At 41.4% G+C, this 25,781-nt stretch carries 24 protein-coding genes, 2 tRNA genes and 5 pseudogenes; 14 read left to right on the top strand and 17 right to left on the bottom strand.

The window, feature by feature from the left end; genetic code table 11:
- Positions 1 to 298 precede the first annotated feature (298 nt).
- From R8N47_RS05280 to istB, 7 genes and pseudogenes are all read left to right on the top strand, one after another.
- Positions 299 to 766, top strand: a complete 468-nt coding sequence (locus R8N47_RS05280) for an Sbal_3080 family lipoprotein (RefSeq protein WP_005385757.1) — start codon at positions 299 to 301, stop codon at positions 764 to 766.
- A gap of 82 nt (positions 767 to 848) precedes the next feature.
- Entirely contained in the window at positions 849 to 1,163 is a 315-nt protein-coding gene (locus R8N47_RS05285; RefSeq protein WP_213913834.1) for a YnfA family protein, read from the top strand.
- A gap of 141 nt (positions 1,164 to 1,304) precedes the next feature.
- Entirely contained in the window at positions 1,305 to 1,709 is a 405-nt protein-coding gene (locus R8N47_RS05290; protein ID WP_031780989.1) for a DUF1801 domain-containing protein, read from the top strand.
- Between the two features lie 153 nt (positions 1,710 to 1,862).
- The gene (locus R8N47_RS05295; protein WP_031780990.1) at positions 1,863 to 2,243 is read left to right on the top strand and encodes a hypothetical protein; all 381 of its coding nucleotides are present in this window, start codon (positions 1,863 to 1,865) and stop codon (positions 2,241 to 2,243) included.
- Positions 2,244 to 2,393: 150 nt separating this feature from the next.
- Positions 2,394 to 2,597 (top strand): annotated as a pseudogene (locus R8N47_RS05300) (histone acetyltransferase); the annotation flags it as partial.
- Positions 2,598 to 2,790: 193 nt separating this feature from the next.
- Positions 2,791 to 4,304, top strand: a pseudogene (gene istA / locus R8N47_RS05305) (IS21 family transposase).
- Positions 4,305 to 4,314: 10 nt separating this feature from the next.
- Positions 4,315 to 5,055: pseudogene (gene istB / locus R8N47_RS05310) on the top strand (IS21-like element helper ATPase IstB).
- Between the two features lie 356 nt (positions 5,056 to 5,411).
- Here istB and R8N47_RS05315 read toward each other — a convergent pair.
- The 4 genes from R8N47_RS05315 to R8N47_RS05330 form a co-directional block, all read right to left on the bottom strand.
- Positions 5,412 to 5,837 (bottom strand): hypothetical protein, encoded by a 426-nt coding sequence (locus tag R8N47_RS05315; protein WP_064353871.1) that lies wholly within the window; start codon positions 5,835 to 5,837, stop codon positions 5,412 to 5,414.
- Between the two features lie 165 nt (positions 5,838 to 6,002).
- On the bottom strand, positions 6,003 to 6,296 hold the full coding sequence (locus R8N47_RS05320) for a hypothetical protein (protein WP_033905187.1): 294 nt from the start codon (positions 6,294 to 6,296) through the stop codon (positions 6,003 to 6,005).
- 184 nt (positions 6,297 to 6,480) lie between these two features.
- On the bottom strand, positions 6,481 to 6,714 hold the full coding sequence (locus R8N47_RS05325; RefSeq protein ID WP_033905186.1) for a hypothetical protein: 234 nt from the start codon (positions 6,712 to 6,714) through the stop codon (positions 6,481 to 6,483).
- A 1,000-nt stretch (positions 6,715 to 7,714) separates the two neighbouring features.
- Complete coding sequence (locus R8N47_RS05330; protein ID WP_225452469.1) at positions 7,715 to 7,984, bottom strand: YegP family protein; 270 nt, start codon at positions 7,982 to 7,984, stop codon at positions 7,715 to 7,717.
- 652 nt (positions 7,985 to 8,636) lie between these two features.
- On the opposite strand from R8N47_RS05330, the gene R8N47_RS05335 reads away from it, so the two are divergent.
- The 4 genes and pseudogenes from R8N47_RS05335 to R8N47_RS05350 all read left to right on the top strand — a co-directional run bounded on the left by R8N47_RS05335 (position 8,637) and on the right by R8N47_RS05350 (position 12,321).
- Positions 8,637 to 8,966 (top strand): AHH domain-containing protein, encoded by a 330-nt coding sequence (locus R8N47_RS05335; RefSeq protein WP_081248153.1) that lies wholly within the window; start codon positions 8,637 to 8,639, stop codon positions 8,964 to 8,966.
- Positions 8,966 to 9,535: a hypothetical protein gene (locus R8N47_RS05340; protein WP_064353863.1), complete on the top strand. Its 570-nt coding sequence runs from the start codon at positions 8,966 to 8,968 to the stop codon at positions 9,533 to 9,535. Before R8N47_RS05335 ends, R8N47_RS05340 begins: the two co-directional genes overlap by 1 nt.
- Positions 9,536 to 10,145: 610 nt before the next feature.
- Positions 10,146 to 10,310, top strand: a complete 165-nt coding sequence (locus tag R8N47_RS05345; RefSeq protein WP_161781338.1) for a hypothetical protein — start codon at positions 10,146 to 10,148, stop codon at positions 10,308 to 10,310.
- A 1,033-nt stretch (positions 10,311 to 11,343) separates the two neighbouring features.
- Positions 11,344 to 12,321, top strand: a pseudogene (locus R8N47_RS05350) (DDE-type integrase/transposase/recombinase).
- Positions 12,322 to 12,495: 174 nt separating this feature from the next.
- On the opposite strand, the gene R8N47_RS05355 reads toward R8N47_RS05350, so the two are convergent.
- The 5 genes from R8N47_RS05355 to R8N47_RS05375 form a co-directional block, all read right to left on the bottom strand.
- Positions 12,496 to 12,903 carry a hypothetical protein gene (locus tag R8N47_RS05355; RefSeq protein WP_064353862.1) on the bottom strand — a complete coding sequence of 136 codons (408 nt, stop codon included), beginning with the start codon at positions 12,901 to 12,903 and terminating at the stop codon, positions 12,496 to 12,498.
- Positions 12,904 to 13,740: 837 nt separating this feature from the next.
- Positions 13,741 to 14,397: a hypothetical protein gene (locus tag R8N47_RS05360; RefSeq protein ID WP_064353860.1), complete on the bottom strand. Its 657-nt coding sequence runs from the start codon at positions 14,395 to 14,397 to the stop codon at positions 13,741 to 13,743.
- A gap of 833 nt (positions 14,398 to 15,230) precedes the next feature.
- Positions 15,231 to 15,539, bottom strand: a complete 309-nt coding sequence (locus R8N47_RS05365) for a hypothetical protein (RefSeq protein ID WP_033905178.1) — start codon at positions 15,537 to 15,539, stop codon at positions 15,231 to 15,233.
- A gap of 151 nt (positions 15,540 to 15,690) precedes the next feature.
- Positions 15,691 to 16,134: a hypothetical protein gene (locus tag R8N47_RS05370; protein ID WP_033905177.1), complete on the bottom strand. Its 444-nt coding sequence runs from the start codon at positions 16,132 to 16,134 to the stop codon at positions 15,691 to 15,693.
- Between the two features lie 551 nt (positions 16,135 to 16,685).
- Complete coding sequence (locus R8N47_RS05375; RefSeq protein WP_033905175.1) at positions 16,686 to 16,901, bottom strand: hypothetical protein; 216 nt, start codon at positions 16,899 to 16,901, stop codon at positions 16,686 to 16,688.
- Positions 16,902 to 17,073: 172 nt separating this feature from the next.
- On the opposite strand from R8N47_RS05375, the pseudogene R8N47_RS05380 reads away from it, so the two are divergent.
- Together R8N47_RS05380 and R8N47_RS05385 are read left to right on the top strand one after the other, a co-directional pair.
- Positions 17,074 to 17,355, top strand: a pseudogene (locus R8N47_RS05380) (helix-turn-helix domain-containing protein); the annotation flags it as partial.
- Between the two features lie 51 nt (positions 17,356 to 17,406).
- A complete protein-coding gene (locus R8N47_RS05385) occupies positions 17,407 to 18,219 on the top strand; it encodes a tyrosine-type recombinase/integrase (RefSeq protein WP_033905174.1) in 813 nt (270 codons plus the stop codon).
- Positions 18,220 to 18,404: 185 nt separating this feature from the next.
- Here R8N47_RS05385 and R8N47_RS05390 read toward each other — a convergent pair.
- From R8N47_RS05390 to hppD, 8 genes are all read right to left on the bottom strand, one after another.
- A tRNA-Val gene (locus tag R8N47_RS05390) sits at positions 18,405 to 18,481 on the bottom strand.
- A gap of 32 nt (positions 18,482 to 18,513) precedes the next feature.
- Positions 18,514 to 18,590 (bottom strand) — tRNA-Val (locus tag R8N47_RS05395).
- A 179-nt stretch (positions 18,591 to 18,769) separates the two neighbouring features.
- A complete protein-coding gene (locus tag R8N47_RS05400; protein ID WP_005377830.1) occupies positions 18,770 to 19,108 on the bottom strand; it encodes a hypothetical protein in 339 nt (112 codons plus the stop codon).
- A 119-nt stretch (positions 19,109 to 19,227) separates the two neighbouring features.
- A complete protein-coding gene (locus R8N47_RS05405; protein WP_047100684.1) occupies positions 19,228 to 19,887 on the bottom strand; it encodes a DUF2726 domain-containing protein in 660 nt (219 codons plus the stop codon).
- Between the two features lie 195 nt (positions 19,888 to 20,082).
- Positions 20,083 to 20,751, bottom strand: coding sequence for a maleylacetoacetate isomerase (maiA, locus tag R8N47_RS05410; protein ID WP_064353859.1), 669 nt, complete (start codon positions 20,749 to 20,751; stop codon positions 20,083 to 20,085).
- A 21-nt stretch (positions 20,752 to 20,772) separates the two neighbouring features.
- Complete coding sequence (locus tag R8N47_RS05415; RefSeq protein WP_054577894.1) at positions 20,773 to 21,810, bottom strand: fumarylacetoacetate hydrolase family protein; 1,038 nt, start codon at positions 21,808 to 21,810, stop codon at positions 20,773 to 20,775.
- A gap of 9 nt (positions 21,811 to 21,819) precedes the next feature.
- Positions 21,820 to 22,950, bottom strand: a complete 1,131-nt coding sequence (locus R8N47_RS05420) for a homogentisate 1,2-dioxygenase (protein ID WP_054577895.1) — start codon at positions 22,948 to 22,950, stop codon at positions 21,820 to 21,822.
- Positions 22,943 to 24,016: a 4-hydroxyphenylpyruvate dioxygenase gene (hppD, locus tag R8N47_RS05425; RefSeq protein WP_005377835.1), complete on the bottom strand. Its 1,074-nt coding sequence runs from the start codon at positions 24,014 to 24,016 to the stop codon at positions 22,943 to 22,945. The genes R8N47_RS05420 and hppD overlap by 8 nt, the downstream gene beginning before the upstream one ends.
- Positions 24,017 to 24,555: 539 nt before the next feature.
- Here hppD and R8N47_RS05430 point away from each other — a divergent pair.
- A complete protein-coding gene (locus R8N47_RS05430) occupies positions 24,556 to 25,662 on the top strand; it encodes a M20/M25/M40 family metallo-hydrolase (protein ID WP_017820903.1) in 1,107 nt (368 codons plus the stop codon).
- Positions 25,663 to 25,781: the final 119 nt, after the last annotated feature.

The following is a 25,781-nucleotide window of genomic DNA, read 5'->3' on the forward strand; positions in this document are numbered from 1 at the left end:
TCCCCTATTCCTCTTAATTGAGCATTATGCAGCAATTTAAAATTCCGTTAGAATTGCACTTCAAAAACTTCAATGCGAAGAATTCTGAACATTGATACGGACATAAGTTCAAGAGTTAACATAACGCTATAGCAATCTCTTACTAATTATTTTGCTTCGAGACATTGGCATACTCCCGAAACAAACCCTTCGACTCTAAAGGTTTTGTTAATAACTGTTGCCATGCTTGTTAGTTATTCTCGTTGAACTCAGTATCTTGAAGTTGTTTGAATATATAAATTTAAAAAAGAGACATAAGATGCACAAAAAACTCATCATTCTAAGCTTGCCTATTCTATTAGCCGCATGTGCGGCACCAAAGTATACGGTAGAAACAATCTCGAAAGAAAATCAGAGCAAGGAAATCACCATCGTAAAAGACAACGCCACGCGAGATGTTTTCTTAGATTCGATGCAAGACTGGTGTTTGGATACCGCCCATAAATGCACAGTCGTAAGCGACGGCACTCCTCCTGTTAGCTCTGAGCTGACACTTACTTACGTATCACGCTGGAGCTGGGATTTTAGAACATTTATCGCTGATGCTCAGATCAAAGCCTACAAAAATAACGAAAAAGTAGGACAAGTTGAATTTAAAGCACCAAACAGCGCGAATCCAGATAAATGGGGTAAAGACAACAAACGAATCATTTCGATGATGGATTTGTTATTCGGTAAACAAACCGTGAGTGAGGCTCAATCCAAGATTAAGCTGGGCGAAATGTAATGAGCCGAGCAATTGCCCATTTAACCAGCATCATATATTTGTAGATAAAGATAGGAATGTTTAAGTAACTGAAGTCAAAACCATTGGGCTTTTCTTTATAACCGCCATTGCAGAAATATTAGGCTGCTACTTACCTTATCTCTGGTTAAAGGAAGATAAGTCAGTTTGGCTTTTGGTACCGGCAGCGCTATGCCTTGCTATGTTTGCTTGGCTTCTATCTTTACATCCTACCGCTACTGGCAGAGTTTATGCTGCTTACGGTGGTGTCTATATTTTTGTCGCAATTCTATGGTTGTGGTGTATCGACGGCGTTCGACCAACGCTCTGGGACATAGTGGGGGTTTCTGTCGCTATGCTTGGCATGTCAATCATCATGTTTTCACCCAGAGCATCCTAAACGTAACCGAGGGAAACCCTTACGCTTAGTATTTTGGCTATGTGCTAGATTTATTGATTAATAACATTATGACGTAATTGCTACATAGCCAAAGTACGCTTGGGCTTCACCCCAAAACAGCGCTATTTATAGGAGATACCAATGAACCATGCAGTGAAGGCAAGATTTGATGAGTATCCAAAACATGTGCGTATTCGGATAGAAGAGCTACGAAATATCGTCTTAACTATCGCTTCTGAATTAAAACTGGGGGAAGTTGAAGAATCTCTAAAATGGGGAGAGCCAAGCTACAGTGTGAAAACAGGTAGCCCGGTAAGGATGGATTGGAAACAGAAAACGCCTAGTCGTTATTATCTGTTCTTTAATTGCCAAACTAAGCTCGTCGACACATTCCGCGAACTGTATAGTGACTCACTTGAGTTTCAGGGTAATCGAGCAATAATTCTATCTTTATCAGCTCCTTTGCCAGAAGCTTCAATCAAGAGCTGTTTAGAATTAGCATTAACCTATCAAAAGCGAAAGAACTTACCTCTTTTAGGTATGTAAGATCGCTTAATAAAACTATTTACGGCCGATTAACCATATTCAACTACTCTACCTTTGTATCCTTTTTAATGCTTACGCAGTAAAGTTTTAGATTAAGTGGTCACCTTAATAGCGCCGTAACCAAACTAGTAATATCGAAATAAAGAAGAGTTTATGAAATCAAAAATCTTGTTCTTACTTATGCTTGGAGCTCATTTCAATGCTTTTTCAGCGACGAACTATCAAGTAAATGTGGTAGTAACAGAGCCTCAATCAACATTCATTTTTCCGACTTTTGAAATATCCTCTAAAGGAAAAAGCAAAACCAGTTTTGTCGACGGCTGCACGTACTTAGGAACCCTTTCAGAACCGAGCAAAAATAGCATACAGCTTGAAGCTACCATGTCATGCAACCGAGATGGCGCTACGTCAAGGATGGAAATGCCGGTATTTGTACTCAACTCCGAGGGTCAAAGCGCGAGTTATGATCTTGTAGAAAACGGGGTCGTGATGTGGAAATATTCTGTAGAAGTTAAGCCGTCACTTAAAAAGTGATATATCAGAAATACTAAAGTAACAATCAGCACTATTAACCGCCGTTTAAGTGTAATAGGTATATTCTTTACGACTTAATGACGTTACTTGTTGCCGCAAGTCTCCAACTCATGTACAAAACAGCCCTAATTTTAATAGGAGATAAGTGGCATGAATTTAATTGTACGTCAGGTAACTTTAGGTGATGCTGAAGGCATTACAAACGTCCTCAACCCCATCATTATTGAAGGTTTATACACTGTATTAGATACGCCTTTCACACCTGAAGAAGAAAAAGAGTTCATTACTCATTTCCCAGAACGGGGCGTGTTTACAGTCGCTTTATCCGAAAATAGCTCACAAGTTGCATATTTCGGAACATTCCGATCAGTCATTTCGGGATTATCCGATCACTTTTAACCTAACTCCGAAATTGGTGATCGGAATAGCGAAAACCGCGATCGGAAAGCCCGAATTCCTACCTTTCCTCTTTTAGAACAATAGCTCGCTATTCTTTACTTCTTAAACAAGTAAGTAAGGAAGCGACAATGGCAAAAAGAGGAATCCAATGAACAAAATAAGAGAGGTATTACGCCTTAAGTACGACTGCAGTCTTTCAAATCGCAGCATCGCTTCTTGCCTTAAACTCGGCCCTTCCACCATATCGGAACTCCTTACTCGCTTTAAACAAAGCCAACTTGGTTGGCCTCTACCTGAAAGTTGTAGCGATGCTGATCTCACTCAAGCTCTGTATCACGGCAACAAAGCCAGTCGCGATAAAGTCATGCCAGACTCCATTCAATACGCAGTCGAACTCAGACGTAAAGGTATGACGAAGATGTTGTTGTGGCAGGAACATCATGAGCAATATCAAGAGCAAGCTTACGCTTACACTCAGTTCTGCGAGCACTTCACTCGTTGGTTCAAAACCCAAAAGCGCAGCATGCGTCAGCTCCATGTGGCAGGTGACAAGCTGTTTATCGATTACTGTGGGCTTCGGCTTCAGGTAGTCAATCCTGACACAGGCGAAGTACGAGAAGCAGAAGTGTTCGTGGCGACCTTGGGCGCGTCCAATTACACCTATGTTGAAGCCTTCTCAAGCCAAGGTAAGTCATACAGGTTAGAGGCGCGCCAATGCGTTAGAGCACCTCGGCGGCGTACCACAACACTTGGTTCCCGATAATCTGCGTAGCGCGGTCACCAAAGCTAACCAATATGAGCCAAGGCTTAACGAGAGTTATCAGAAACTGGCGAATCACTATCAAACTGCCGTAATGCCAGCTCGTCCCTGCAAACCAAAAGGCAAAGCGAAGGCCGAGAATGCCGAACTCTTAGTAGAGCGCTGGATCATGGTGCGGCTACGACACAAACCTTCCATACCTTCAAGGAACTGAATCTCGCCATCCGTCAGCTTATGAACGACTTAAACCAACGTGAGATGAAACAGTATGGTGCAAGTCGTAAAGCGTTGTTCGACAAACTCGATAAGCCTCCGTTCCCCCCCCCCCACAAAAAATACAGCGTTACCTGTATACCTAAACCAAACGAGCCAAAGTCGGGCCTGATTATCACATCGAATATCGCCGCCACCACTACTCGTGCCACATCAACTTGTAGGTCACCATGTCGAACTGGAAGCCTACAACCGTCTCGTGCAGATCTACCATCAAGGTAACTTGGTCGCCCAGCATCCACTCAGCCAAAGAGAGCGCGGAAACAGCACCCAACCAGAGCACATGCCGAGTAATCATCAACATCAGAAGTGGTCGCTTGGACGCCTGCTCAACTAAGGGAGCCAATATCGGCCCAGCTATGCGAGAAGCCGTTAATAAGATGCTCAACTCCAAGCCTCATCCAGAGCAGTCGTATCGCTCCTGCCTTGAGCTGCTCAATCTGAACAAAGCGCATGGCGAATCGCGCTTAAAGCAAGCCTGTAACGATGCGCTGATGCTGACAAAACCGAACTACACCTTCATCAGCAATCTACTGAAAAATAATCGAGAAGGGCAACTAAGCAAAGACAAGGCGAGCACGCCGAACCTAGTTCATAGCAATGTCCGTGGCCCGAACTGTTATCACTAGGAGAAAAGACATGAACTCACTGAACGACCAAACCAAAACTCTCCGCCTGAGCCATGCTGTAAAATCGTTAGAGCAGTAACAGGAACAACTAAGCACCTACGCAGAGTTGGACTTCGAGGAAAGAATAAGCCTGCTTCTGGAAAGTGAAATCTTGAATCGTACTCAGACCAAAATCCAACGTCTAAAGCGACAAGCCAAGCTGAGAGTAGATGCGAAGCCAAGCCAACTCATCTACAAAGAAGGACGAAATCTCAATCGTCAACAGATAAGCGAACTTATGACGGGTAGTTATCTTTACAAGCATCAGAACATCTTGATCACAGGCCCAACAGGCGCAGGCAAAACCTATCTTGGCTGCGCACTGGCAACCAGTGCCTTCGACCAACAACAAACCGTCAGGTACTACCGATTAATTCGCTTGCTTGATGCTCTGACCGCAGAACGTCTAGATGGCAGCTATCAAAAACAACTCCAATCGAAGGCTAAGAAAGCCTTACTGATCCTTGACGACCGGGGGATGGAAAAACTGACTCAAGAGCATGCAGGCCATCTTCTGGAAGTATTCGAAGATCATTACCAAAACAGCAGCACAATCGTCATTATTCAGTTACCTGTAAAAGAGTGGTACAACATGATCGGCAACGCAACCGTCGCAGACGCTCTCATGGATCGGCTGGTACATAATAGTCATCGAACAGAACTAGGAGGTGAGTCGATGAGAAAACTGGCGCAATCCGATCACTTAGAGTAAAAATAGGAAGAGAGAAAAACGGCAGGATCAGGTGATCGGAATAAAACGAAACAAGCGATCGCAATCACCGAAATACGCAAAACACTCGCAAATTTAGAATTTTGGCATGAAGGCTTGGAGTCCATTACCTAATGATTTAGCAAAACTAAGAGGAACTAATGCATATAAAACAAAGCGATAAGCTACAGAGAAGGAGCCTTTGACGCAAGGAATTAGAAGCAAAATTCACCCTGCGTATAACGCCGCATTAAGTGGTGAGCAACTCACCGCCTAACCCGAAATATAGTGCCATAAACACCGCACTAAAACTTTGAACTGAAACTGCCGAGCGTTGGGAATCCCTCTTAAATGCTTTGTTAGCTTTCGTACTCTACGACGTCAGCATTTTTTAGTTGATATTTTTGTAACAAAACCAGTGCCCTTTCAGAAACTAAGAGTAGCCCAGTATCTGTCACGCTAAAATCGTCTTTATCTATGGTTCCAGAGACTTGGAACCACGAAAAACGAGGTAATGTACACTCTGGATACAGTTCTTCAAATATGTCAGAAATAGATATTTCAGCCACTTCCAGATTGTATCCTGACAACTGCGATGAGCGTAAGGCCATGGCTAAACGCTCAGAGACTAAAAAGCATGGAAATGAAGTCAATAAATCATCACCTAACCAACCATCAAACTGAAAATGTAGCTTTTCTATTGTCGGTGGATGCAAATCGAAATTTGCCAGCGTATTTTCACCCAAGCTTCCAGGAACTTCTGGTTCGATCAAATATTGGTTCATTTCATTCTCCCAAAGAAAGCTAACGCCCTGTGAAGGTGTGAGCAACGCAATACGAAAGCCGCCGCACACCACTCTAATCCCTAAAACCAACGCATAATGAAAATGCCACGCGTTGCGAATCCCTCTTGAATAGTTTGTTATTGCACTGAGCTAACGGCTACGCTGTCAGCGCCCATTTGATAGCCAAAATTCATACCGTTCTTTTGCCCTTTCAGATACACGCAACACTGTGCCCTCAATCCACTTAGGAGCATGTCTTCGATTCAAAATGGAAATATTTAGCTTATCCCCAGATTCTGATGTGCAATCATCGCAACCTAATCCATATTGATTGCGTAACCATCTTTTACCTTGAAAATAATAAGAGCGACCGTTTCGAGTCAGTTTGACGATATCAATCAAAACAGTACCACTTTCCAACTCAATATATGCTAACAGCTCTCTTTGTTTATGCTTCATTTTTTCCTCTGGGCAATAATGCCTTGCTAAGGGGTGAGCAACGCAATACCGAAGCCGCCGCATACCACCTTAAACACTAAAACCAACGCATAGTGAAAATGCAGCGCGTTGCGAATCCGTCTTAAAGCGTTTGTTAGCATTCAGCACCAAGTTATACTATAAATTTTCTACGTTATATAGGTAGCTAACCTTCTACTGTCTTTTTACCGCACTTTTCACAAACTAGGTGGCGTTCAAACTCATCCATAGAGGCAACAAATGCTCCAAGAGCCCAGCCTTTAATCGCGCCTGCTATAAATTCCTTAAATTTCTGATTTTTGGCACCTTTAAAAGCACTCGGCTTTCTGACCAAGACAACTACGTGATGAGTATCCGTACCGCAATCTGAACAGTAACGAACTTCTGTTTTGTGAGACATTCTTTTTCTCCATGAATGCTAACGCCTTGCTAAAGTGTGAGTAACGCAATAATAAGCTACCGCACAGCGCCTTAATCACCATAAGCCACCGTAAAGTAAAAATGCCACACGTTACGAATCACTCTTAAGCAATTTGTTCGTACATGCGCCACTTCTATTTATACGCTCAAAAATATTGAAAAGTGGCATAATATGAAAGAATTTGAACACTGAAGTGAGACGGGCAGCTACAAAACTTCAACTCGATTAATGGACGAGAGTTGACTAGAAGAAAAATGCACTGAACTGCCCTACTTTCACTGGCTTCAAATTAGAAAAGGATTCATTCATCGCACTTTTATGGCAACACCCGAAAAACGACAAGATTAACTTAGGAAGTACAGCGAAAACGAAGAAGCTCCAAAGAAGTAGGCTAATAGTTAGAAACCGTAAACGATGAAATCGAAGCGAACAATCCATATATAGTGCCACCGGAAAGAACATGAAAGACACAAACTGAAAGGTGTAAAAACGAGCGCCAACACAGATAAATACCAAAACTTATGACCTTCGACGCCAAACCCGCACTAATGCCGCATTAAGGTGTGAGCAACGTCACCACCACACTAACTTATACGCCTTAAATACAAAACCCAACGATGACATAAAAATGCCACGCGTTGGAAATCACTCTTAAATACCTTGTTAGTTTTTTGTTTCTAGAGTGTGCTTATTTTCCAAGTCGTCTAACCTGTTTTTAAGTTTCTCTAACTTTCGAGAATAAATAAAGAAACCGATTTGAGAACATACTACGGCCACATAGAACAGGTTATCTCTATGTTGAGCTGGAGCATCATTCCACAACCATATAGCGAAGACAGTGACAAGCACATAAGAAATAATATTTGAAATCATTGATGAAGCCCCGAAACTAATCGCACACTTCGATTTTCTAACTCTGTATTTACTTTTTTTAATTCAGACTTATTAAACGCAACAGCTCCCAAAATGACAAACATAGCTAAACCACCTCTGCCAAGTTTACCTCTAGCTTTAGATTCCTTGGATAGTTACCAGCTTTTAGGTTGAACATGTATTTGCCAGCCGCTGTTTCTTTCCTTTCATATTTTGAATCGTCAGGCGCCTTCTTTTTCACTGAGTCAATGCCATTCTCACAACTTGGTTTTGTTGTGTAGCTCTCACTAGCTAAGATATTTTGTCCATTTCCTGCTTTTAAACGAAAGCGATATTCTCCCGCTGTATCTTTATAAAGTTCAAATTTTCCAGACATAGACGCCCCACAATATTATTGACAAATCAAACATTAAAGATATATGCATGTCAGATCATACAAAATATAATCAATTTTTCAAAATTTTCAATTATGTTGAATAAGTAATACACACTAGCTTCTGTAGGTGTGTTCTCAAAGAACTTAATGCACTCACAAGTAGCTGCCATCTATAGAGTTATAAACAACCAAGGACATTTTTGAGAGCTAATTACAATATCAACTAATTAGCGTTGAAGCTATCTGTAGTTGTGCATATGATAGACGCACAATCGGAAATGGAGATTATGTTGTGCAACCTAGAGGCAAATCACTTTCTGTACCACTACGTCCCAAAATCCAATGGCACTTGAACTAGCTGTACACCGATATGAGGTTTCAACTATTAAACTTTATAATCAAACTTGGATGAGACAACCCTAAATCTTTCAAAGCTTCTCAAGAAGATTTGAAACACCTCAAAACCTTGAGACGTAGCTTAAATGCACGGTATCATTACAAAATAACTTACAGAATATCAAGAGCGAAGCGCAGTGACTTCGCCAGACGATTTAATGGATGAACCTCATCACCTTACCCGTGTTTTGGCAAGATACCTACCCAGTATCGGTGACACCAAGCAAACTAAACGACATGAAGCCACCATATTATTATGGGAACTGGGCATTTCCGAAAAATGGAAATGATCTTTGTAACACGCAACCTTCATACGCTTGGTCTTGGAATCAATGACCCATCCAATGGTGTTTGGTTACCTAGAAATGTGAAAAACAAAGGATATTGGAGTTCTCCAGATGCTGAAGCATATAAGAAAGTTCATCGCTATGACTATGAAGCATGGGTAGTTACAAATTTAAGCAATAACTCTCTTAAAAAAGATGTGTTCATTAACCGTCTTCGTAATATCAAAATTAAATTAAAAACTTCTACTTACCCCGAAGGTATGATTTCTAGCAAAAACCCGAACTGGAATGATGAATAATGAACGTCTACCAATTGAAAGAGGCGCCGCATGATTACAAGGCTTTGCAATTAGGTCCAACGGAACTCTTCGGTGCCATAGGCAAACAACATCTAATGACCATACACCGCCAGCGCTCTCAGAACACGTCATTACTAGATATTTGGAAAAATGTATCCGCCTCATTCGATGACGTTTTAGGAACTAACGCTGACATCCCTGATGTGTCGCTGTGGTCTATGACATACCTAGTACTGTCCCATCGTGCTTACGAAATATTAAAACCCACCTTAGAAAATGAAGGTGAGTTTCTATTGGTAACTGTCGGAGAGGAACAAGTTTATGTCTTTAACTGCCTCTCCTTTGGCCAAGAAGACGAATCTGTTTGCGTGAAGAAATATCTTGATGGCATCGAAGATGGTTACGAAATACTTTATTTCGAAGAATCGGATATCGAGAAGCGATATCTATTTAAATCACGACTTGAAGGTTGTCAAAGACTGTATGCCACTGAATCTTTTAAACACTTATGTGACCACTATGACTTGCGTGGGCTTCGGTTTGAAGAAGAGCTGCTAAGAGTGTTTTAGCCAACTTAAATTTCAAGTAGCAGCTATGAAATGTATTAAATTATTCAAGAGTAACAATGAGGAAACCGTGATTGGATAAAATAGAATGAACAAACGAGTACATTGCACTAGTTAGCGAACAATTTAAACTGTGGGCTAACTTCCTCAATACAGGTTCGGGGTGTTAACTTTTACTCTGGCAATAACGTATATGGGAACATCTTCACCGTCGGTAAATCGGGTTCTTTCTTTACTCGTTATTTTCTTTGTAAGGATTAATGGCTCCCAGTATTTACCTCATAAAACTTGGCAGTTAAGAGTTAAAGCAAAATCAGACGAGAAGACAAAGTTAATACTACTAGGCCTAGAGCAAAAATACTTTAATTTTATAACAAACTTCACCATGTATCCTATGTTTATGTTTGGTTTGCTATTTCTCATAGCTGTTTCTTTGAGTACATCAATAGCAAAGTATTTTCCTTTGTGGTAAACATACGTCGGCTTTTATAAAATCCCTTAAGAATGACTCAAACGCTTGGCATTTTCAATTAAATAGCGACCTTCGTGGTTAAAGTTAATTATTAAAATTATCACAAAGTAATATTCCATTATAGTCTTAAAAGGGAATTATATGAAGTTAGTTGACAGCGCGGGAGCTACTGCTTTAATTACTGAATGTTTATACTGTGCTAGCACAGAATTTAAACATGGATATTTTAGAACCTTAGGTCTTGATGGCGATTTATTAGAGCGAAGCTTCCAAGAAATTATTTATGAGGTTTTATATAAATCTTAAATAATATTGTAGATTTTTAGCTTCTTTCGTTTGGATGCGTGTTTGTATATTCATTTTTTAGAATATCAATCAGTACAAATATACGTAAAATTTTTAGCCAGAAAAGTAGCAGGTCAAAAGCACTTTAGGTTAAATACTAAAAATCCAACGAAAATAGAAGATAAATATCTATCATATTTAAAGGTATCTTGAGGATTGCTTTTAGCAAAATTCATTTTTATTGTCATATATCCAATCATGAAAAACAAGGCGTCACTAGAGAAAATGATGTGATAGCAGTTATAAAAAGCAATGGAAATGACAAAGTCACATTCCGGACTAAAGAGTATGAGACTAGTATGATATTTTTATACTGTGGTTCTCGAAATTGTGCAGGGTATAATCCAGAAGGGAGTCAAATTATCTATGTACCCCAAACACAAATGACGACGAAAAACCCAAGAATATACCAAAGATGTTGATTATTCTATCTACAACTAGCTTTCTGATTACTACTCAATCCGATGAAGAACTAGTAGTGGTTACGGACTGGCTTCAGCGTAATTCACGTCGCCGAAAAATGACGAGCACCCTCTAAAATATCAACAATTGGAAGATATACGAATTAATTATGTGTTTGAGCCAGGAGATTGCAAGGGCAAAAAAGATGACGATAAACAGTATATTAAGAAACTCCGCAAGAAACTGAAGTTAACACATGAGAATGGGGTTGATTCATTTAATTACTTATAGTGTCGACCGAGACAAAATAAATCATTTTATGTCAATGCGTACTAAAGTGATGCGTGAGTTAGCTAAGAATTTAATTTATCGGTCAGCCATAGGGGAGGATTTTCAACCTCAAATACAAGATATTACGAAGTGACTAGAGTTAACTTTCAAAGCTTGGCCCTATCATGTTTTAAAGGATGTCTCTAATTTAAACCTCTACAACCAAGACGCTATCCGTACACAAACCAGCCCCTTCAGATTTTAGAGTCTTTATCCTAAACTGTGTGATTCATAGACATTCTTTCAACTATGCTGGGTGTCTATGGACAGAGAAATCCAACAAAGACTACGGTGGGTAAAAATGTATGAGGAATGTGGTTATGCAGGCCTGGTATGTCGACGCTGTAGTATTTCCAGACCAACATTACATAAGTGGGCTAGGCGATAGAAGCAGTATGGAATCGCTGGTCTGGAAAGCCAGAGCAGACGCCCTCATTCATCTCCAGTTGCCAAGCTCTATGATGAGCTAAGAGCATTGATCGTTACGATGCGTGAGAAAGGCAATTTAGGGGCGCGGCGTATACAAACGAAAGTAATCCGACTTCACCAAATACATCTAAGCACAGCGACACTCCATAAAGTTTTATACGAAGCACCAGTCAAACTCATCGTAACTTACCGACGAAAAAAAGATTTCCAAAGATATGAGCGCCCAATTCCTGGTGATAGAGTCCACATGAACACCTGTAAAATAGCGCCTGGAATTTACCATTATACAGCTATTGATGACTGCTCTCGCTATCGGGTTCTAAGGTGCTGCTCTCGGCGCACAGCAGCAAATACAGTTGACTTTATCGATTGTGTCGTGGAAGAGATACCATTTCCTATCCAGCGTATTCAGACGGACAGAGAGCGTGAATTCTTTGCTGAGAAAGTCCAGAAACAACTCATGATTTATGGGATCAAGTTTCGCCCAAATAACCCTGGTTCACCTCACTTGAATGGTAAAATGGAACTCTCGCAGAAAACAGATAAAAGTGAGTTCTATCCGACCATAGATGTCTATGTGGGGTTGGAAGAACTGGACCTGCTGCTAGCTGAATGGCAACACTACTACACCTAGGAACGGCCCCACAGCTCGTTAAATGGGCTAACCTCGGATAGACAGGATTACTAAGATTCTGATCAAACCCTTTTGTCTGAAGAGGTATCTCAGAACTACGAGATCAAGAAAGAGAGGTATCAAGAGCAGAATTACAAGCTCGATCTTCAGCTAAGAAAAGTGAAACCATCTCTATGAATCACACATTTAAGCTTAGAAACATGATTTTGATTGCTAGCTTTTTCTGGCGACTAACGCCCTGTTAAGGGGTGAGCAACGCAATACTGATGCCACCTTAAACACCGAAACCAACACACAGTGAAAATGCCACGCGTTGGGAATCACTCTTAAATGCTTTGTTATGTATAGCGGCTAGAGAGACCAATTGTAGCTTTTGAAAAACACATCATCTATAGGAAGAACCGGGCACAACAATGCCCCTTCAAGCGGCTTACTGACCGCGATTACTTTTGAAACCTCATCAATCATTACACCAACAGATTCAAGAGAACAGTTCTGTTCGACACTCACCCCCCATTTTTCAGCTTGATTAGAAGATATAGGTTGGCCTAGAAGAATGGCTACTTTGTTACCTTTTACACTGAGTGTCTGTAAATCACCTTGAGCATTAACTGCCCAATTACATTGAGAAGTTAGTTTTGTTTCAAAAATGGTAGACTCTTCAAACAAAGTACAAGATGATCCATTGTTAACTGACAGATTAAATGCTAAGGAAGAAAAATTAACAAACGATAAAAGTAGCGTAGTTGTTTGTTTCACTGTTTTATCTCCCAAAACCAAACTTCATCACCAAGATTAATCCAATCAGGGGCGCCTCCCTTCATATGCTCGCCATCCCAAACGTCAATGTGATCGGTACTACCCCACCCATTCCTGATAAAGATAATCCCTCTCCGACCCATTAATGATTTTCTCTTTGCTCTTTAATAAGCTCTTTATTTCCAAATATATTAGGGTTAACAGAGATCCAATTTGCTAACTCTTGGGCTGCTAAAATGTGTCTAGGACTATGTTTAAAGCCAGGGTAGCAGCGCCTATTAGGATATTTTTGGTCAAAACTTGAAGTGTCGATACCTGTTTCCTCCAGAGCAACCCGTACGAATAGCACACTGATTAGGAAAATGAGCCCTATCACAAGGAGATTTTGGGTATGGATGGTTTTTCCACAACTTGACAAATTGAATTACTGACACTGTACGTACCTCACTGAAACAAAAAGCACTCTAACACACTCAAAAATAGCAGTTACTCTAAGTGTCGCACTTCAAACTTGATACTAAGAACTCGAAGCAAACATCAAAGGGTAGATAGTAGTTCATAGGCCCTTTAAGAGTGCACGAATTATTCGATCGCGAAATATACGTAAGATAAACCATGTTATCGCTATCGTCGCTGATACCACAGCCAAACTGTCTACAGCCATCACGATGTAGAATAAGCAGCCGACAATAACACCAATCAACATCGCTACGTTGAATGGAAAAGCGTTGAATTTAACTATACCGGATGAGCCCTCTCTTAGCTCTGTCTTTAGTCCTTGCAAGTAAAAGAAGAGTAAAGTGCACCCACCGAAAAGACCCAATATTGCTATAATCATTATAACTCCGAAGGATTGATTAGACCTCTGAGGATCAGCTCTTTTCTGGCATCTTTCATGCCTTGGGTTTGCATTGCATTAAAACCAATAATCATTATCACAAAAGCGCCAAGCATTCGCCCTGACTCACCTACAAGTTGCTTTCTTAATCCCAATTTTTTCGCTGTCTCTAACACCTTATTCGAACTAACGATACTCGTTAGACCTTTGGTCACTGTTGTTTTCATTCCTTCATTAAAAACAGAATATACGCCAGCGGGTAACACTCCGACTGAAATCGTTGGAACATCAAAGCCAGGGCTACTGAGTAAGTCAGAGATTTTCTTGTTTGAATTATAATAACTTTTTAACTCAGAATCACTTAGTGACCAGCAGAACCAGTATGGATTTGCGCCGATTTGGCCTATCATTCCATAGAGTTTAGACTTCAAGCGATTGTTTTTTAAATTCAACACACTACTCGTTACTTTTCTTTGGTCGGGCTTCGATAAATGTCTGTACAACACAATACCAGATAAAAGGCTTAACGATTGATTTTCACGATGTAAATCATTTTTATATGGTTCTAGACCCATGAGAACAATGAAAAACTTTAACGGATCTTGATTGTGTTGCCGATGGGTGTATCTGGAATATGTGACGCTTAAAGAGTCCATGCCTAAAAGTCCTTAGGTAATTTCAATACACAAATCATTACATAATATTAAGTAGGCGTTTCGTTTGTAAAATGTCATTTACTTCTAATGTATTGATATATAGAACTATATTAAAAGTGAGATCTGGTAGGGGTATCCACTTTTAGGTTACAAAAGCTGATGCAAACTTGTAAAGTTGCATCGTTGATTGTAACTTGGTGAAACTTATTTTGAGGCAAAGGTGAGTCTGCCGTGGTCGACATCTGACACGCCTTTGCACAGTTCAGAGTTGCGTTTTTCTAATTTAGTAGAGCATGAATTAACTGATGTATGGCAACTCGCTTATTTGAGCGCCCAGTATCATTGGAACAGAGCACACCGAATACAAACCCATATTGCTCAGTGCTTAATCATTAATAAATTCAATAACTTTACAAGATGATGAAGCATAAAAGGCTAGAGGGTAGCTCCTTCATCAAGAAACCGAATATACGGACGCAACAACTAAAGAGTTGCTTTGAGTTGGAAAGCAACTGGTAAGGGTTTCTTACTTATTGCCAGCAGGAAATGAGGCAAATTAACGAATTTGAACTCCACTTTAAAAAACTTGGGCGCTATCTTAAATCCTGAGATTAATTCCACAAACTTGAATTACTCCTCTTGAGCACATTTTGATCTTAGAGGCTATTCGGTGAAGATCCGAAACAAAAACAAGCACAAACAGTGATTTAAATCACAATTAGGAGTTATTTTCGCAGTTCCTCTCAATGTTTCCCTAGAGGGTAACACCAAGACAATATTACATATAAAACAATGCCTTGTAATGAAATCGAGAATCCATCTTGAACAGTTTGTTAGCTGAAAGTTTCACCGAGTGCATCTATCCATTGCTCTGGCTTCGCTACAATAAACTCGTAACACGTGTTGTTGGCTAGCTTTATGCGAAATGCATTCGTGTTGGTTGGAGTTACACCACCACCTTTGCCCAAGTACTTAGCTACGGCAGCAATGCCTTGGCGCTTTAATTGATATGGACCAAAACCCAACTTTTCGTTGTACGGAATAAAAATTAAATCCGGCTTCGTTAGTTCTAATTTCCCATCTGCTTTAGTCGCACCGAATTGAGTTGTAGCTGTTGAAGACTTAATTACTTTATCAGACATAACGTACCCTCTTCCTTGATTTACTTTTGTCTGCTAACGCCCAATTAAGGGGGTGAGTAACGCAAAACCGATGCACCGCAAAGCACCTTAATCACTCAAATTAACGCATAGTAAAAATGCCAAGCGTTGGAAATCACTCTTAAACAGTTTGTTAGCTATCTATCAAATTGATACAGTTTTGAATGATGATTGCACTATCAGCTTTACTTTGAGTTTGCATCGCGCATTGTGCCATAGAGCTATAGCCACTACTCTTACGTACTTCATGATTCAAATTATCTAGCGCAAGACGAAGAGTTGAAAGATTAAACACTCCGTTATTAACCAAATATTTTACTGTCTCAGGATAAAAACTGGCCATTTCTAAAAATTCAGCTTGCTCATTCACATCATTAAATATATTTTCCCGTTTTAGACACTTTTTGGATAATTTCATGGACAAGATACTGCGCTCTTGTTCGTTGAAAACTTTTCTTTGCATCAAAATAAGAGTCATCGCCAATGCTGCATCAACATCGTAATGATCGTTTTGGCCGCCAACCATTTTTAAGCACTCTTCAAAGCTTTGAATCAAGTCAGGTAAGATTCCATTCATGTTATTCCTCCAATTTACATTAGGCAATATCTGGCATTACAGCTAACACCCTGTTAAGGTGTGAGCAACGCAATGCCGAAGCTGACGCATACCACCTTAATAACTTAAATCGACGCATAGTAAAAATGCCACGTGTGCAAAATCCCTCTTAAACGCTTTGTTAGCGCGCTATTAAGTTAAACAAGAAATTCTTTGGGGTCCGTTGACTTCCAGTCCTTTTTTCCTCATTACTGTAATAACTATATTCACGTTGATGCTCATCACCATCAACGTGAATCTTATTAACAGCGCAAGGCATATTTATATGCGAAACCGTACACCTAATATTAAAAGTATCATTGTAACTCAACTTCTTAAGCACCTCTACATGTAATACTGTTAACCTGTTAAATATAGAGTTAAGCTCAGTAATAATTATCAATAGATTATTACGTATGCCATTCATTCTATCTTTAACAAAGTGCTTAGATGACTTAAATGACATTTATGGCAACGTAAAATCTTATTCACTGAACGTTCGAGAGCAGCTATTTGAGATCGTGAAATCATGTTTACCCCTCCATAAAGCTACGATAAAGCTCTTCAAGCTTCGAGTTCAATTCAGAGTCACTTTTCGCAGAAATTGAGCCAATTAACTCTGATTCACTTATATTTCCTAGTCTCACATCAAAGCTTTTATTATCAAAACTATCAACGAAAATACACATTTCACTCCCCTCATAAAAGAATGAAGCAGAGTTATCATTAACAGACATATCAAATTTCATCTTTTCCTCTTAATAATGTTTATAAATATCATGTCGACTTAGTGCGTTGCGAATCACTCTGAAGTAACTTGTTATACCGCTTGGATTCAAGTACGAAGTGCGACACCCCTGAAATTTAAAACTGTGAGATGTGCTATTCATAAGTTTTACTCCCGCCAAGAAGTGAAAAACCATGAATTACACACACCGCACTGAGAATGAAAGGTATATGATGTCCGCACTTAGAAAGCAAGGCATTAGTGTCGTCAACATCGCTAAAGAGCTAGGGCGTCACAAGAGCACTATCTACCGAGACTTTAAACGTAACTCTCGATATAATGCCTATCGCCCCAACCCTTCCTATCAGCCAGCTAGAGCGCAACAAAGAGCTAGAAACAGGTTAAGCCGATCACGGCGTAACAAGCGGTATACCAAGCACGATTTCAAAATTATTGACGCACTTATAATGCTCGACTTAATGAGTTTGTAGGAGACAAGCTTTCCAAGTCAATTAACTTAGGAAACCATGAACGACTTTCTAAATACATATTATGGCGATAAATCCAAAGAGGTTTATAACAAGAAACTTTCTCGATTAAAGAAGAGCTTTAGCTATCTAGCAGATGAATCCGCAATTAGTGAAAACTTTATGTTTAACAAAAAACCAAAATGGCTAAATGTTTCTGATAATAAGAAAGAACGCTTGGGTTTAGATATAGAAGCATTCAAAGCAATTGAAAAAGAGGCCCCTCTATTTTTAAAAGTAGCGATGGGGTTATCGATTCAATCGACTCACGCAGTAGCTGAACTACATAGAATAAAATACCGTATACCAAAACCGGATACATGTGGAATTGTCTGGTTTGATACTCCAAAACCAGAGAACGGAGAAATTGTATTTGGTACCTTGTACATACATCGAGCAAAGGTTAAGAATGCTAAAACGTCTTATGTTGCTATTCCGGTGACAAGCGCTATCAAAGAAGTTGTAGAGCTATCTAAAACAGATAAGCTACATTGCCCTTACGTAGTGCATCGTAGACCTGCAAGAAACAATAATATCGCTAAGCAGTGTGACCACCGTTACCAAGTGACCAGTCGCATGATCAGCGAAACATTTTCCAAAGTACGCGACGAACTCGGTTTGTACTCTAACGTAGAAAAAGCTAAGCGCCCTACTTTCCATGAAATCCGAAGGCTATCGGCAAAACTCATCGATGAAATGGGTGTAAACCCTCGCCAACGCATGGCACATGCCAGTGATAGAACCACTCAGATTTACACTGATAGTCACGACGTAGAATGGCATGAAGTACCAGCCATAAGCGTCGCAATATAGCCCATTTCAAGCGCTGTACAAACTACTGTTTTTTACCACCTTTTTACCACCCCCTCGAACTTTACTCAGTACTAACGCAGAGTAATAACAAGGGGATAAAAAGGAAAAAAGAAGGAATTCCACTTGAATATCAATAAGTTATAGACACAAAAAAGCCCACCAAAAGGTGGGCTTTTTCTAAAATTTGGTGGGTCCGGGCGAACTCGAATCGCCGACCCCTACCATGTCAAGGTAGTACTCTAACCAACTGAGCTACGGACCCAAATTTTGTGTTCCTAACCATTCAATTCAGAATGGTGCGTCCGAGTGGACTCGAACCACCGACCCCCGCCATGTCAAGGCGATACTCTAACCAGCTGAGCTACGGACGCATTTCTCTGGAACGACGAGGATATTAGCTATAAGCGAACGACGGTGCAAGCACAAATTTGCCAACTTTGAACCGTTTGGCGAAAATGTAAACTCAACACGCGTTTTCAGATGATTTTATCGACAAGAACTGGGCCTGTAGGGTTTAAAAGTGTGATCTATATAACTTTTATTATCTCACTTAATTGTCGTAAGGCACTTCACTGAGCATCCAAATCTGTAAGGTTTGCGATACCTTAGGGCAAGTACCAAACAAAATCTGATATTTAGGTTTAAATGGTTCGCCGATATAGGTTGTACGGATCAACTCTCCTGTTTTAACATCCACTTGAGTGCTCACCCTGCCTTTGAAGTTTTGAAATATGACAAACTGCTCACTGTGGTAAACCATTTGCTCTCGGTAAAACAAGAAATGATCTTGGGGTGTCTCTGTCAATTCACACTCTAGTGGTTTCAAATTAGGTATCGCACTAACATTAGATGCGATGAACAATGCTGACAAAATCCATCCGTATCGCATATGGCTGCCCTATTCTGCACTCTTTTTCAAAGTATAGGTCTTGCCTTGAGGACAGATACAAAAAAGGCTTTGATCATCTCTAATCAAAGCCCCTTATTTCTGCAGGTTAATTGCCGTGTTTAGTCGTCCGCCTCAAACACAACGTTATAATTTTCGGTGTATGTACAATTCGGCTGACGGCTACAAGTAAAGAAACGTCTCCCTTTGAACTCACCTTGGCTTGCGGTTTTAATGATCATCGGACTGCCGCATTTTTTGCAAAAGCGCACTTCTTTATCAGGCTCAATCAAATCAATGTGTGCCGCAAGCAAACGACGTAATCGCCCAACTTGATAACTGTGCTTTACCGAGGCGCCAATTAAAGGCAGGTTGGCCGTCTTACAAACATGAATCAATAACTTTTGTCTTTCTATCTTACCCTTGTTTAGCTCCTGCCCATTATCCAATTCAACGATAACGCGCGGCTCTAGTGTCCTTGGGTCACAAATAACGTAATCAAAATAGCTTCGAGATATACGATTGTTCGCGACAAAAAACTGCTTCTTATTTTTGATTTCTTTTGGCGTAACCAAACTGGACATGTTTACTTTCGCGAATACTACGGCATGCTCCCCGACCGCAGCTCTTAACGCATTATAGAACGCACCCTCTTGACCTCTGAGCAGAGGGCCTTTCGAGCGATAAGGATAATCACGCGTGTCATCGTGCTTAATCACGTACTTTTGAATAACAAAGAAGAATAAAACCAGAAGAACAACAATGATAAAAATGTTGGTCATAAATAAAGTGCATCCAAAACAACTCGTTGCTCAAAGCGTAAATGGAAATGTTATGCAGAGCAACAAAACCTCGCAATTTTGAGGCGCCACGACGATAGCGAGAAACAGAAAATTTTGCTCACCAATAAAAACAAGCCAATCACACACTTGGATTGGCTCGTTTAAATTTTGTTAATACATTATGTATGCTAAGAATCAACTATTAGCGTCTGGCTGATTCTCTGGCATCGCATCAATAAAAGCGGGCAGTTGATTGCATGACTGCACAACAGCGTTAATGGTTGGATAAAGAGAGGTATCTACACCAAAGCGTTGTGCGTTATAAAATTGTGGTACCAGACAAATATCGACAATAGATGGCGAGCTTGTCAGGCTAAACTTGCAATCACCATTTAGTTTACGATGCTTCTGAAGTTTCTCTTCTAATGCTGTAAAACCTTTGTGGATCCAGTGATGAATCCAAGCGACTTTGCGCTCTGGCTCGCAAGCTAACTCCCCCTCTAAATACTGTAGAACTCTTAAGTTATTCAGGGGATGAATCTCCATTGCAATATCCTGAGCCAAAGCTAGCGCTTGGTATCGAAGCGGCGTTTGCTCGGGGATCACAGTGACATCCGGGTAGTGTTCTTCTAAGTATTGAATGATCGCCAGTGACTGGGTTAACTGAACCTCCCCATCCACCAGCAAAGGAACCAGTTCAGAAGCGTTTAACTCATGGTACTCGTTACTGTGTTGTTCGCCACCATTGCGCACCAAGTGTACCGATTTTGAATCATACAATAGCTCTTTAAGATTCAAGCAAATACGCACACGATACGCCGCCGATGATCGCCAGTATCCGTATAAAATCATGCTATCGCTCATATCGTCTCCCAACCAGCATTGTTAGTGCTTGAGATATTGGCTAACTTGTTGGTCAATCGAGCCGAATATGTTGTTGCCACCCGCATCGAACATTTCCAATCTGATTGAATCTCCAAACGACATGAAGTTAGTCGACGGCTTGCCATCACGAATGGTTTCAATCATGCGAACTTCCGCGATACATGAATAGCCAACGCCACCCTCCTCAATCGAAGTGCCATGTTCGGTGCCTTGCTTATTAGATACCGTGCCAGAACCTATAATTGCCCCAGCAGATAGCGGGCGCGTTTTAGTCGCATGAACAATTAAGTCTGCAAAATCAAACGTCATATCGATACCCGCATTTGGGCGACCAAACGGCTTGTGGTTGTAGGTCGAGACCAATGGTAAATGCACTTTGTTTTCGTACCACGCATCGCCTAGTTCGTCTGGTGTTACTGCCACAGGAGAAAACGCAGAAGAAGGTTTAGATTGGAAAAAACCAAACCCTTTAGCTAATTCTGCGGGAATTAGCCCACGTAGTGAGACATCATTCACCAGCATGATCAAACGAATCGACTCCTGAGCCTCTGCAACACTCGCGCCCATTGGTACGTCACCAGTTACCACAGCCACTTCACCTTCGAAATCAATACCCCATTCATCACTCGCAAACTCGATGTTGTCACAAGGACCAATAAAGGCATCAGAGCCTCCTTGGTACATCAACGGATCGGTCCAAAAACTCTCTGGCATTTCAGCGCCGCGAGCTTTTCGAACCAACTCAACGTGGTTTACGTAAGCACTGCCATCAGCCCACTGATAAGCGCGAGGAAGCGGCGACTCGCAGTAGTGCGCTTCAAACTCTTCATACCCTGCAACCGTGCCATTGTTCAGTGCAACGTATAGCTCTTCCAGTTGCGGTGCTAGCGTATCCCAGTTATCAAGTGCCACCTGCATCGTCGGTGCTAAGTTCATGGGGTGGAAAATTTCTGTCGCTGGTACGCAGCGCGTTAAGTCTTTGCTCACGACCATCAACAAACCGTCACGAGTGCTATTTTTCTTGGTTGCTAATTTCATCCTTGCCTCTTACTTCTCTTGCCAGCTATAGACGTATTCTTTGTTTTCTACTTTTTCCAGCTCATCCGAAAACTGAAGTGCGTGACGCGTATCAATCATGACCGCAACTTCGTCGGTGAAAGTCTTCTTATGCTCTCGCCCTGCTTTGAATGCTTTCGGGTGAGGACCATGCGTAAATCCTGCTGGATGGAATGTCACCATGCCTGCTTCAATGTTGTCACGGCTGAAAAAATCACCTGCATGGTAGAACAAGACTTCGTCATAATCGTCATTGTTGTGGTAGAACGGTACTTTGAGCGCTCCAGGATCACTTTCAATTGGACGAGGAACGAAGGTACACACCACAAATCCTGCTCCTACAAATGTAGTATGTGCAGAAGGCGGTAAATGGTAACGATGTGACATAAGTGGACGAATATCACGCCAGTTCACTTTTACTACCGCCAAATCACCATGCCACCCAATCGCATCCAACGGGTTGAATGGGTAAGTGATAACACTGACTTTATCGTGGCGTTTCACCTGAACCTGTGTTTGATTTTCAGAATATTGAGCACGGAACTGATCGTTGATCGACGGCGTTTCTAGAACCGCCGGATCAAACACCGCGTGGTTTCCAACCATGCCTTTTTCGGGCAATGTATAAGCCGCATCGGTGTTTTCGATCATCAGAATGAACATCGGCTCGCTTGGCTCTAAACGCCAGCTCGTTGAGCGCGGGATCATGACATAATCCCCTTCGCTCACTTTCAAATGACCATAATCACAGTAGAGATCTGCCGTACCTTGGTGGATGAATAGCAGTTCGTCGCCATCTGCATTTCTCACCAAGAAGTCCATTTTTTCATCCATACGCCAGACACGAACTTTACAATTCGTGTTATGTAATAGATGTGGGACTGCCCAAGGGGTAATATGGCTAGCTTTCTCGACTAGATTAAAATCAAATGCTCGTGGACGTAGCTCGCCTTCCCACTCAGACCACTCCGTTGGGGCATGTTGATGATGAAAATGTGTTGCGGGGCCGAAGAAGCCACTTCGACCTGCCTCACGTTCATAAATTGCCTCTTCCGGGAAGTCAGCATGCGCTTGTTTAGAGCACACTCCCTCCCGTTGAGGGAATGTGATCCATTTATGCATCGCTCAATACTCCTCGGCGAATTTGGTCTTCTTCTATCGATTCAAACAACGCTTTGAAGTTACCCTCGCCAAAGCCTTCATTGCCTTTACGTTGGATGATTTCGAAGAACACAGGGCCGATAACGGTTTGAGTAAAGATCTGTAGCAAGATGCCATCTTTCGTTGGTGCACCATCAATAAGAATCTGCAAATCACGAAGCTTGCTTACATCTTCACCGTGGCCTTCAACACGCTGATCGACTTTCTCGTAATAAGTATCTGGCGTTGGCATAAAGTCCATGCCGCGCTCACGCAAGGTTTTGACCGTTTCGTAGATGTCGTCTGTGGTCAATGCGATGTGTTGAATACCTTCGCCATTGTATTCACGGATAAACTCTTCAATCTGCGATTTATCATCTGACGACTCATTGATAGGAATTCGGATTTTGCCGCAAGGTGCGGTCATCGCACGGCTGACAAGACCAGTCAGCTTACCTTCGATATCGAAATAACGAATTTCGCGGAAGTTACCAATGCGCTCATAGAAACCTGACCAGACATCCATGTTGCCCTGCTTAACGTTGTGCGTTAAGTGGTCGATTTCGTAAAGACCAACATTCGCTTTTGATAAACGCTCATCAGCATCATCATAAAAACGAAAATCGACATCATAAATACTCTGCTTTCCATAACGGTCGACAAAATAAAGCAAGCTTTCACCGATGCCATAAATAGCAGGAATGCTAAGCTCCATCGGCCCAATTTCCGTTTTATATTCTTTACCGCCATTCTCTAACGCATGCGCCAGAGCAACGGTGGCGTCTTTCACACGAAATGCCATGCCACAAACCGACGGACCGTGAACTTTGGCGAATCCCTCAGCTTGGCTATGCGGCTGCGCATTCACAATAAAGCTAATGTCACCTTGTCGATATAACCACGCTTCTTTTGAGCGATGCTTTGCAATTTCCGCAAAACCTAACGATATAAACAGATCTTTAAGCTGTTGAATGCCTTTGTTGTCAGCAGCGGTATATTCAACAAACTCAAATCCGTCTGTTCCTAGTGGGTTATATGCATCAACCATGACTTTCTCCTTGTCTCAGTAGCTTTTGTTTGGACTTATTTTTCTAACTTGGCGCAGGTCTTGAGAAATTGGAATACGTGGGGAGAAATCTTTACCTTGGCGATTTTTACGCATAATTGTAAAATATATGTTACACACAGGAGGCGCGTCGAATCTACTTTCGTAAACATCAAATAAACTGCTTATTTTCAATATATTAGATTGATATTTTCGGCTTTACGCCAACACATAAAATGTAAACAAGTTGTTACTTTGGCATTTTATCTTGGCAACGTAACTCAAAAAAGTAAAAGGGTATGGAAAATCTATTGCACCCTATCTCTATCCGATTTATTCATTTGCTCCTGCAAAACATCAAAAGTAATGTTTCGTGACGCTTCATACAGTTCGAAAGGCTCATCGGTCAGAATCGTGTCATGGATACCCCTTTATTGATTCACCTCAGTTTTATTTAAAAGTAACTGTGCCATAAGTGGTGCTCTGTTCCCTATCGAGCCGAGCCACAAGGCTTCACGCTCGATCAGAAAAAGAGACATCTAATGACACACATCAATCAAGAACGCTTAGTTGAACATTTTTGCCAACTGGTACGTATCGATAGCGAATCAACAAACGAAAAACAAATTGCAGAAACACTGGCAGAGCAGCTAGGCGACCTAGGCTTTACCGTGCACAAGCTTCCAGTACCTAAGCACATTTCTAACGGCTTTAACGTGTACGCCCGTTTAGACGGCAAAAAAGACGGCTCTATCCTAATGAGCTGTCATATGGATACAGTCACACCGGGCATTGGCATTGAGCCAATCATCGAAGACGGCGTTATCCGTTCAAAAGGCAATACGATTCTTGGTGGCGATGATAAATCTGGTATTGCTGCCATCATGGAAGCCGTTCGTTGTATTCAAGCGGAAAACCTTGAGCACAAAACGTTAGAACTTGCTTTCACCGTGTATGAAGAAGGCGGTTTATTCGGTTCACAATACTTCGATATGTCACACGTCACTTCAACGGAAGCAATCGTGTTAGATACGGGTGGCCCTATTGGCACTATTGTGACCGCAGCCCCAGGCCAGCAAAAAATCGTGGCAACAATCAAAGGTCGACCAGCACATGCAGGGCTTGCGCCAGAAGAAGGCATCAGTGCGATCATGGTGGCGGCAGATGCCATCAACCAAATGAAGCTGCTTCGCATCGACGAAGAAACGACAGCCAACATCGGTATAGTGAATGGCGGTCAGGCCACAAACATTGTTATGCCTGAATTAAAAATCGTGGCAGAAGCACGCTCCCTGAATGGCGATAAACTAGATGCTCAGGTCAATCATATGATCTCAACATTAGAGTCTGTCTGTGAAAAACACGGTGCAGAAGTCGACATTGAATCTAGCCGAGCCTACGACGCTTTTGTTATTGAAGAAAACCACCCGCACGTAAACGCTATAAAAGCAGCGTTTTCAGAGTTGGGAATTGACGCCTTCACAAAAGGCACTGGCGGCGGTAGCGATGCCAACAACTTTAACAAGAAAGGTCTCACAACGGTCAATCTTTCAACTGGCATGGCAAAAGTACACACGACAGAAGAGTTTATCGCGGTAAGTGATATGGTCAAAATCACTGAGTTCGTGAAACATTTCCTAGTCAGTTAACGTCGTGCTTTTTGAAGAGCAGACTGACTATCTTCCCCTTCTAGCCTGTGCTTGAAGGGGATTTTAATTTGTATCGAAGCAAAATTACTTCCCGTCATGCCAACTTGATATCAGATCTT

It is taken from the genome of Vibrio sp. 2132-1 (genome assembly GCF_033344315.1).

Bases quoted from the DNA above. Each gene is read 5' to 3' on its own strand.
- R8N47_RS05330 (WP_225452469.1), bottom strand. From the start codon at position 7,984: ATGTCTGGAAAATTTGAACTTTATAAAGATACAGCGGGAGAATATCGC.
- R8N47_RS05430 (WP_017820903.1), top strand. From the start codon at position 24,556: ATGACACACATCAATCAAGAACGCTTAGTTGAACATTTTTGCCAACTG.
- R8N47_RS05320 (WP_033905187.1), bottom strand. From the start codon at position 6,296: ATGAAGCATAAACAAAGAGAGCTGTTAGCATATATTGAGTTGGAAAGT.
- R8N47_RS05400 (WP_005377830.1), bottom strand. From the start codon at position 19,108: ATGCGATACGGATGGATTTTGTCAGCATTGTTCATCGCATCTAATGTT.
- maiA (WP_064353859.1), bottom strand. From the start codon at position 20,751: ATGAGCGATAGCATGATTTTATACGGATACTGGCGATCATCGGCGGCG.
- hppD (WP_005377835.1), bottom strand. From the start codon at position 24,016: ATGGTTGATGCATATAACCCACTAGGAACAGACGGATTTGAGTTTGTT.
- R8N47_RS05370 (WP_033905177.1), bottom strand. From the start codon at position 16,134: ATGAATGGAATCTTACCTGACTTGATTCAAAGCTTTGAAGAGTGCTTA.
- R8N47_RS05385 (WP_033905174.1), top strand. From the start codon at position 17,407: ATGAACGACTTTCTAAATACATATTATGGCGATAAATCCAAAGAGGTT.
- R8N47_RS05325 (WP_033905186.1), bottom strand. From the start codon at position 6,714: ATGTCTCACAAAACAGAAGTTCGTTACTGTTCAGATTGCGGTACGGAT.
- R8N47_RS05360 (WP_064353860.1), bottom strand. From the start codon at position 14,397: ATGGACTCTTTAAGCGTCACATATTCCAGATACACCCATCGGCAACAC.
- R8N47_RS05295 (WP_031780990.1), top strand. From the start codon at position 1,863: ATGAAATCAAAAATCTTGTTCTTACTTATGCTTGGAGCTCATTTCAAT.
- R8N47_RS05280 (WP_005385757.1), top strand. From the start codon at position 299: ATGCACAAAAAACTCATCATTCTAAGCTTGCCTATTCTATTAGCCGCA.
- R8N47_RS05415 (WP_054577894.1), bottom strand. From the start codon at position 21,810: ATGAAATTAGCAACCAAGAAAAATAGCACTCGTGACGGTTTGTTGATG.
- R8N47_RS05340 (WP_064353863.1), top strand. From the start codon at position 8,966: ATGAACGTCTACCAATTGAAAGAGGCGCCGCATGATTACAAGGCTTTG.
- R8N47_RS05345 (WP_161781338.1), top strand. From the start codon at position 10,146: ATGAAGTTAGTTGACAGCGCGGGAGCTACTGCTTTAATTACTGAATGT.
- R8N47_RS05365 (WP_033905178.1), bottom strand. From the start codon at position 15,539: ATGTCTGATAAAGTAATTAAGTCTTCAACAGCTACAACTCAATTCGGT.
- R8N47_RS05315 (WP_064353871.1), bottom strand. From the start codon at position 5,837: ATGAACCAATATTTGATCGAACCAGAAGTTCCTGGAAGCTTGGGTGAA.
- R8N47_RS05375 (WP_033905175.1), bottom strand. From the start codon at position 16,901: ATGAAATTTGATATGTCTGTTAATGATAACTCTGCTTCATTCTTTTAT.
- R8N47_RS05405 (WP_047100684.1), bottom strand. From the start codon at position 19,887: ATGACCAACATTTTTATCATTGTTGTTCTTCTGGTTTTATTCTTCTTT.
- R8N47_RS05420 (WP_054577895.1), bottom strand. From the start codon at position 22,950: ATGCATAAATGGATCACATTCCCTCAACGGGAGGGAGTGTGCTCTAAA.
- R8N47_RS05335 (WP_081248153.1), top strand. From the start codon at position 8,637: ATGGGAACTGGGCATTTCCGAAAAATGGAAATGATCTTTGTAACACGC.
- R8N47_RS05290 (WP_031780989.1), top strand. From the start codon at position 1,305: ATGAACCATGCAGTGAAGGCAAGATTTGATGAGTATCCAAAACATGTG.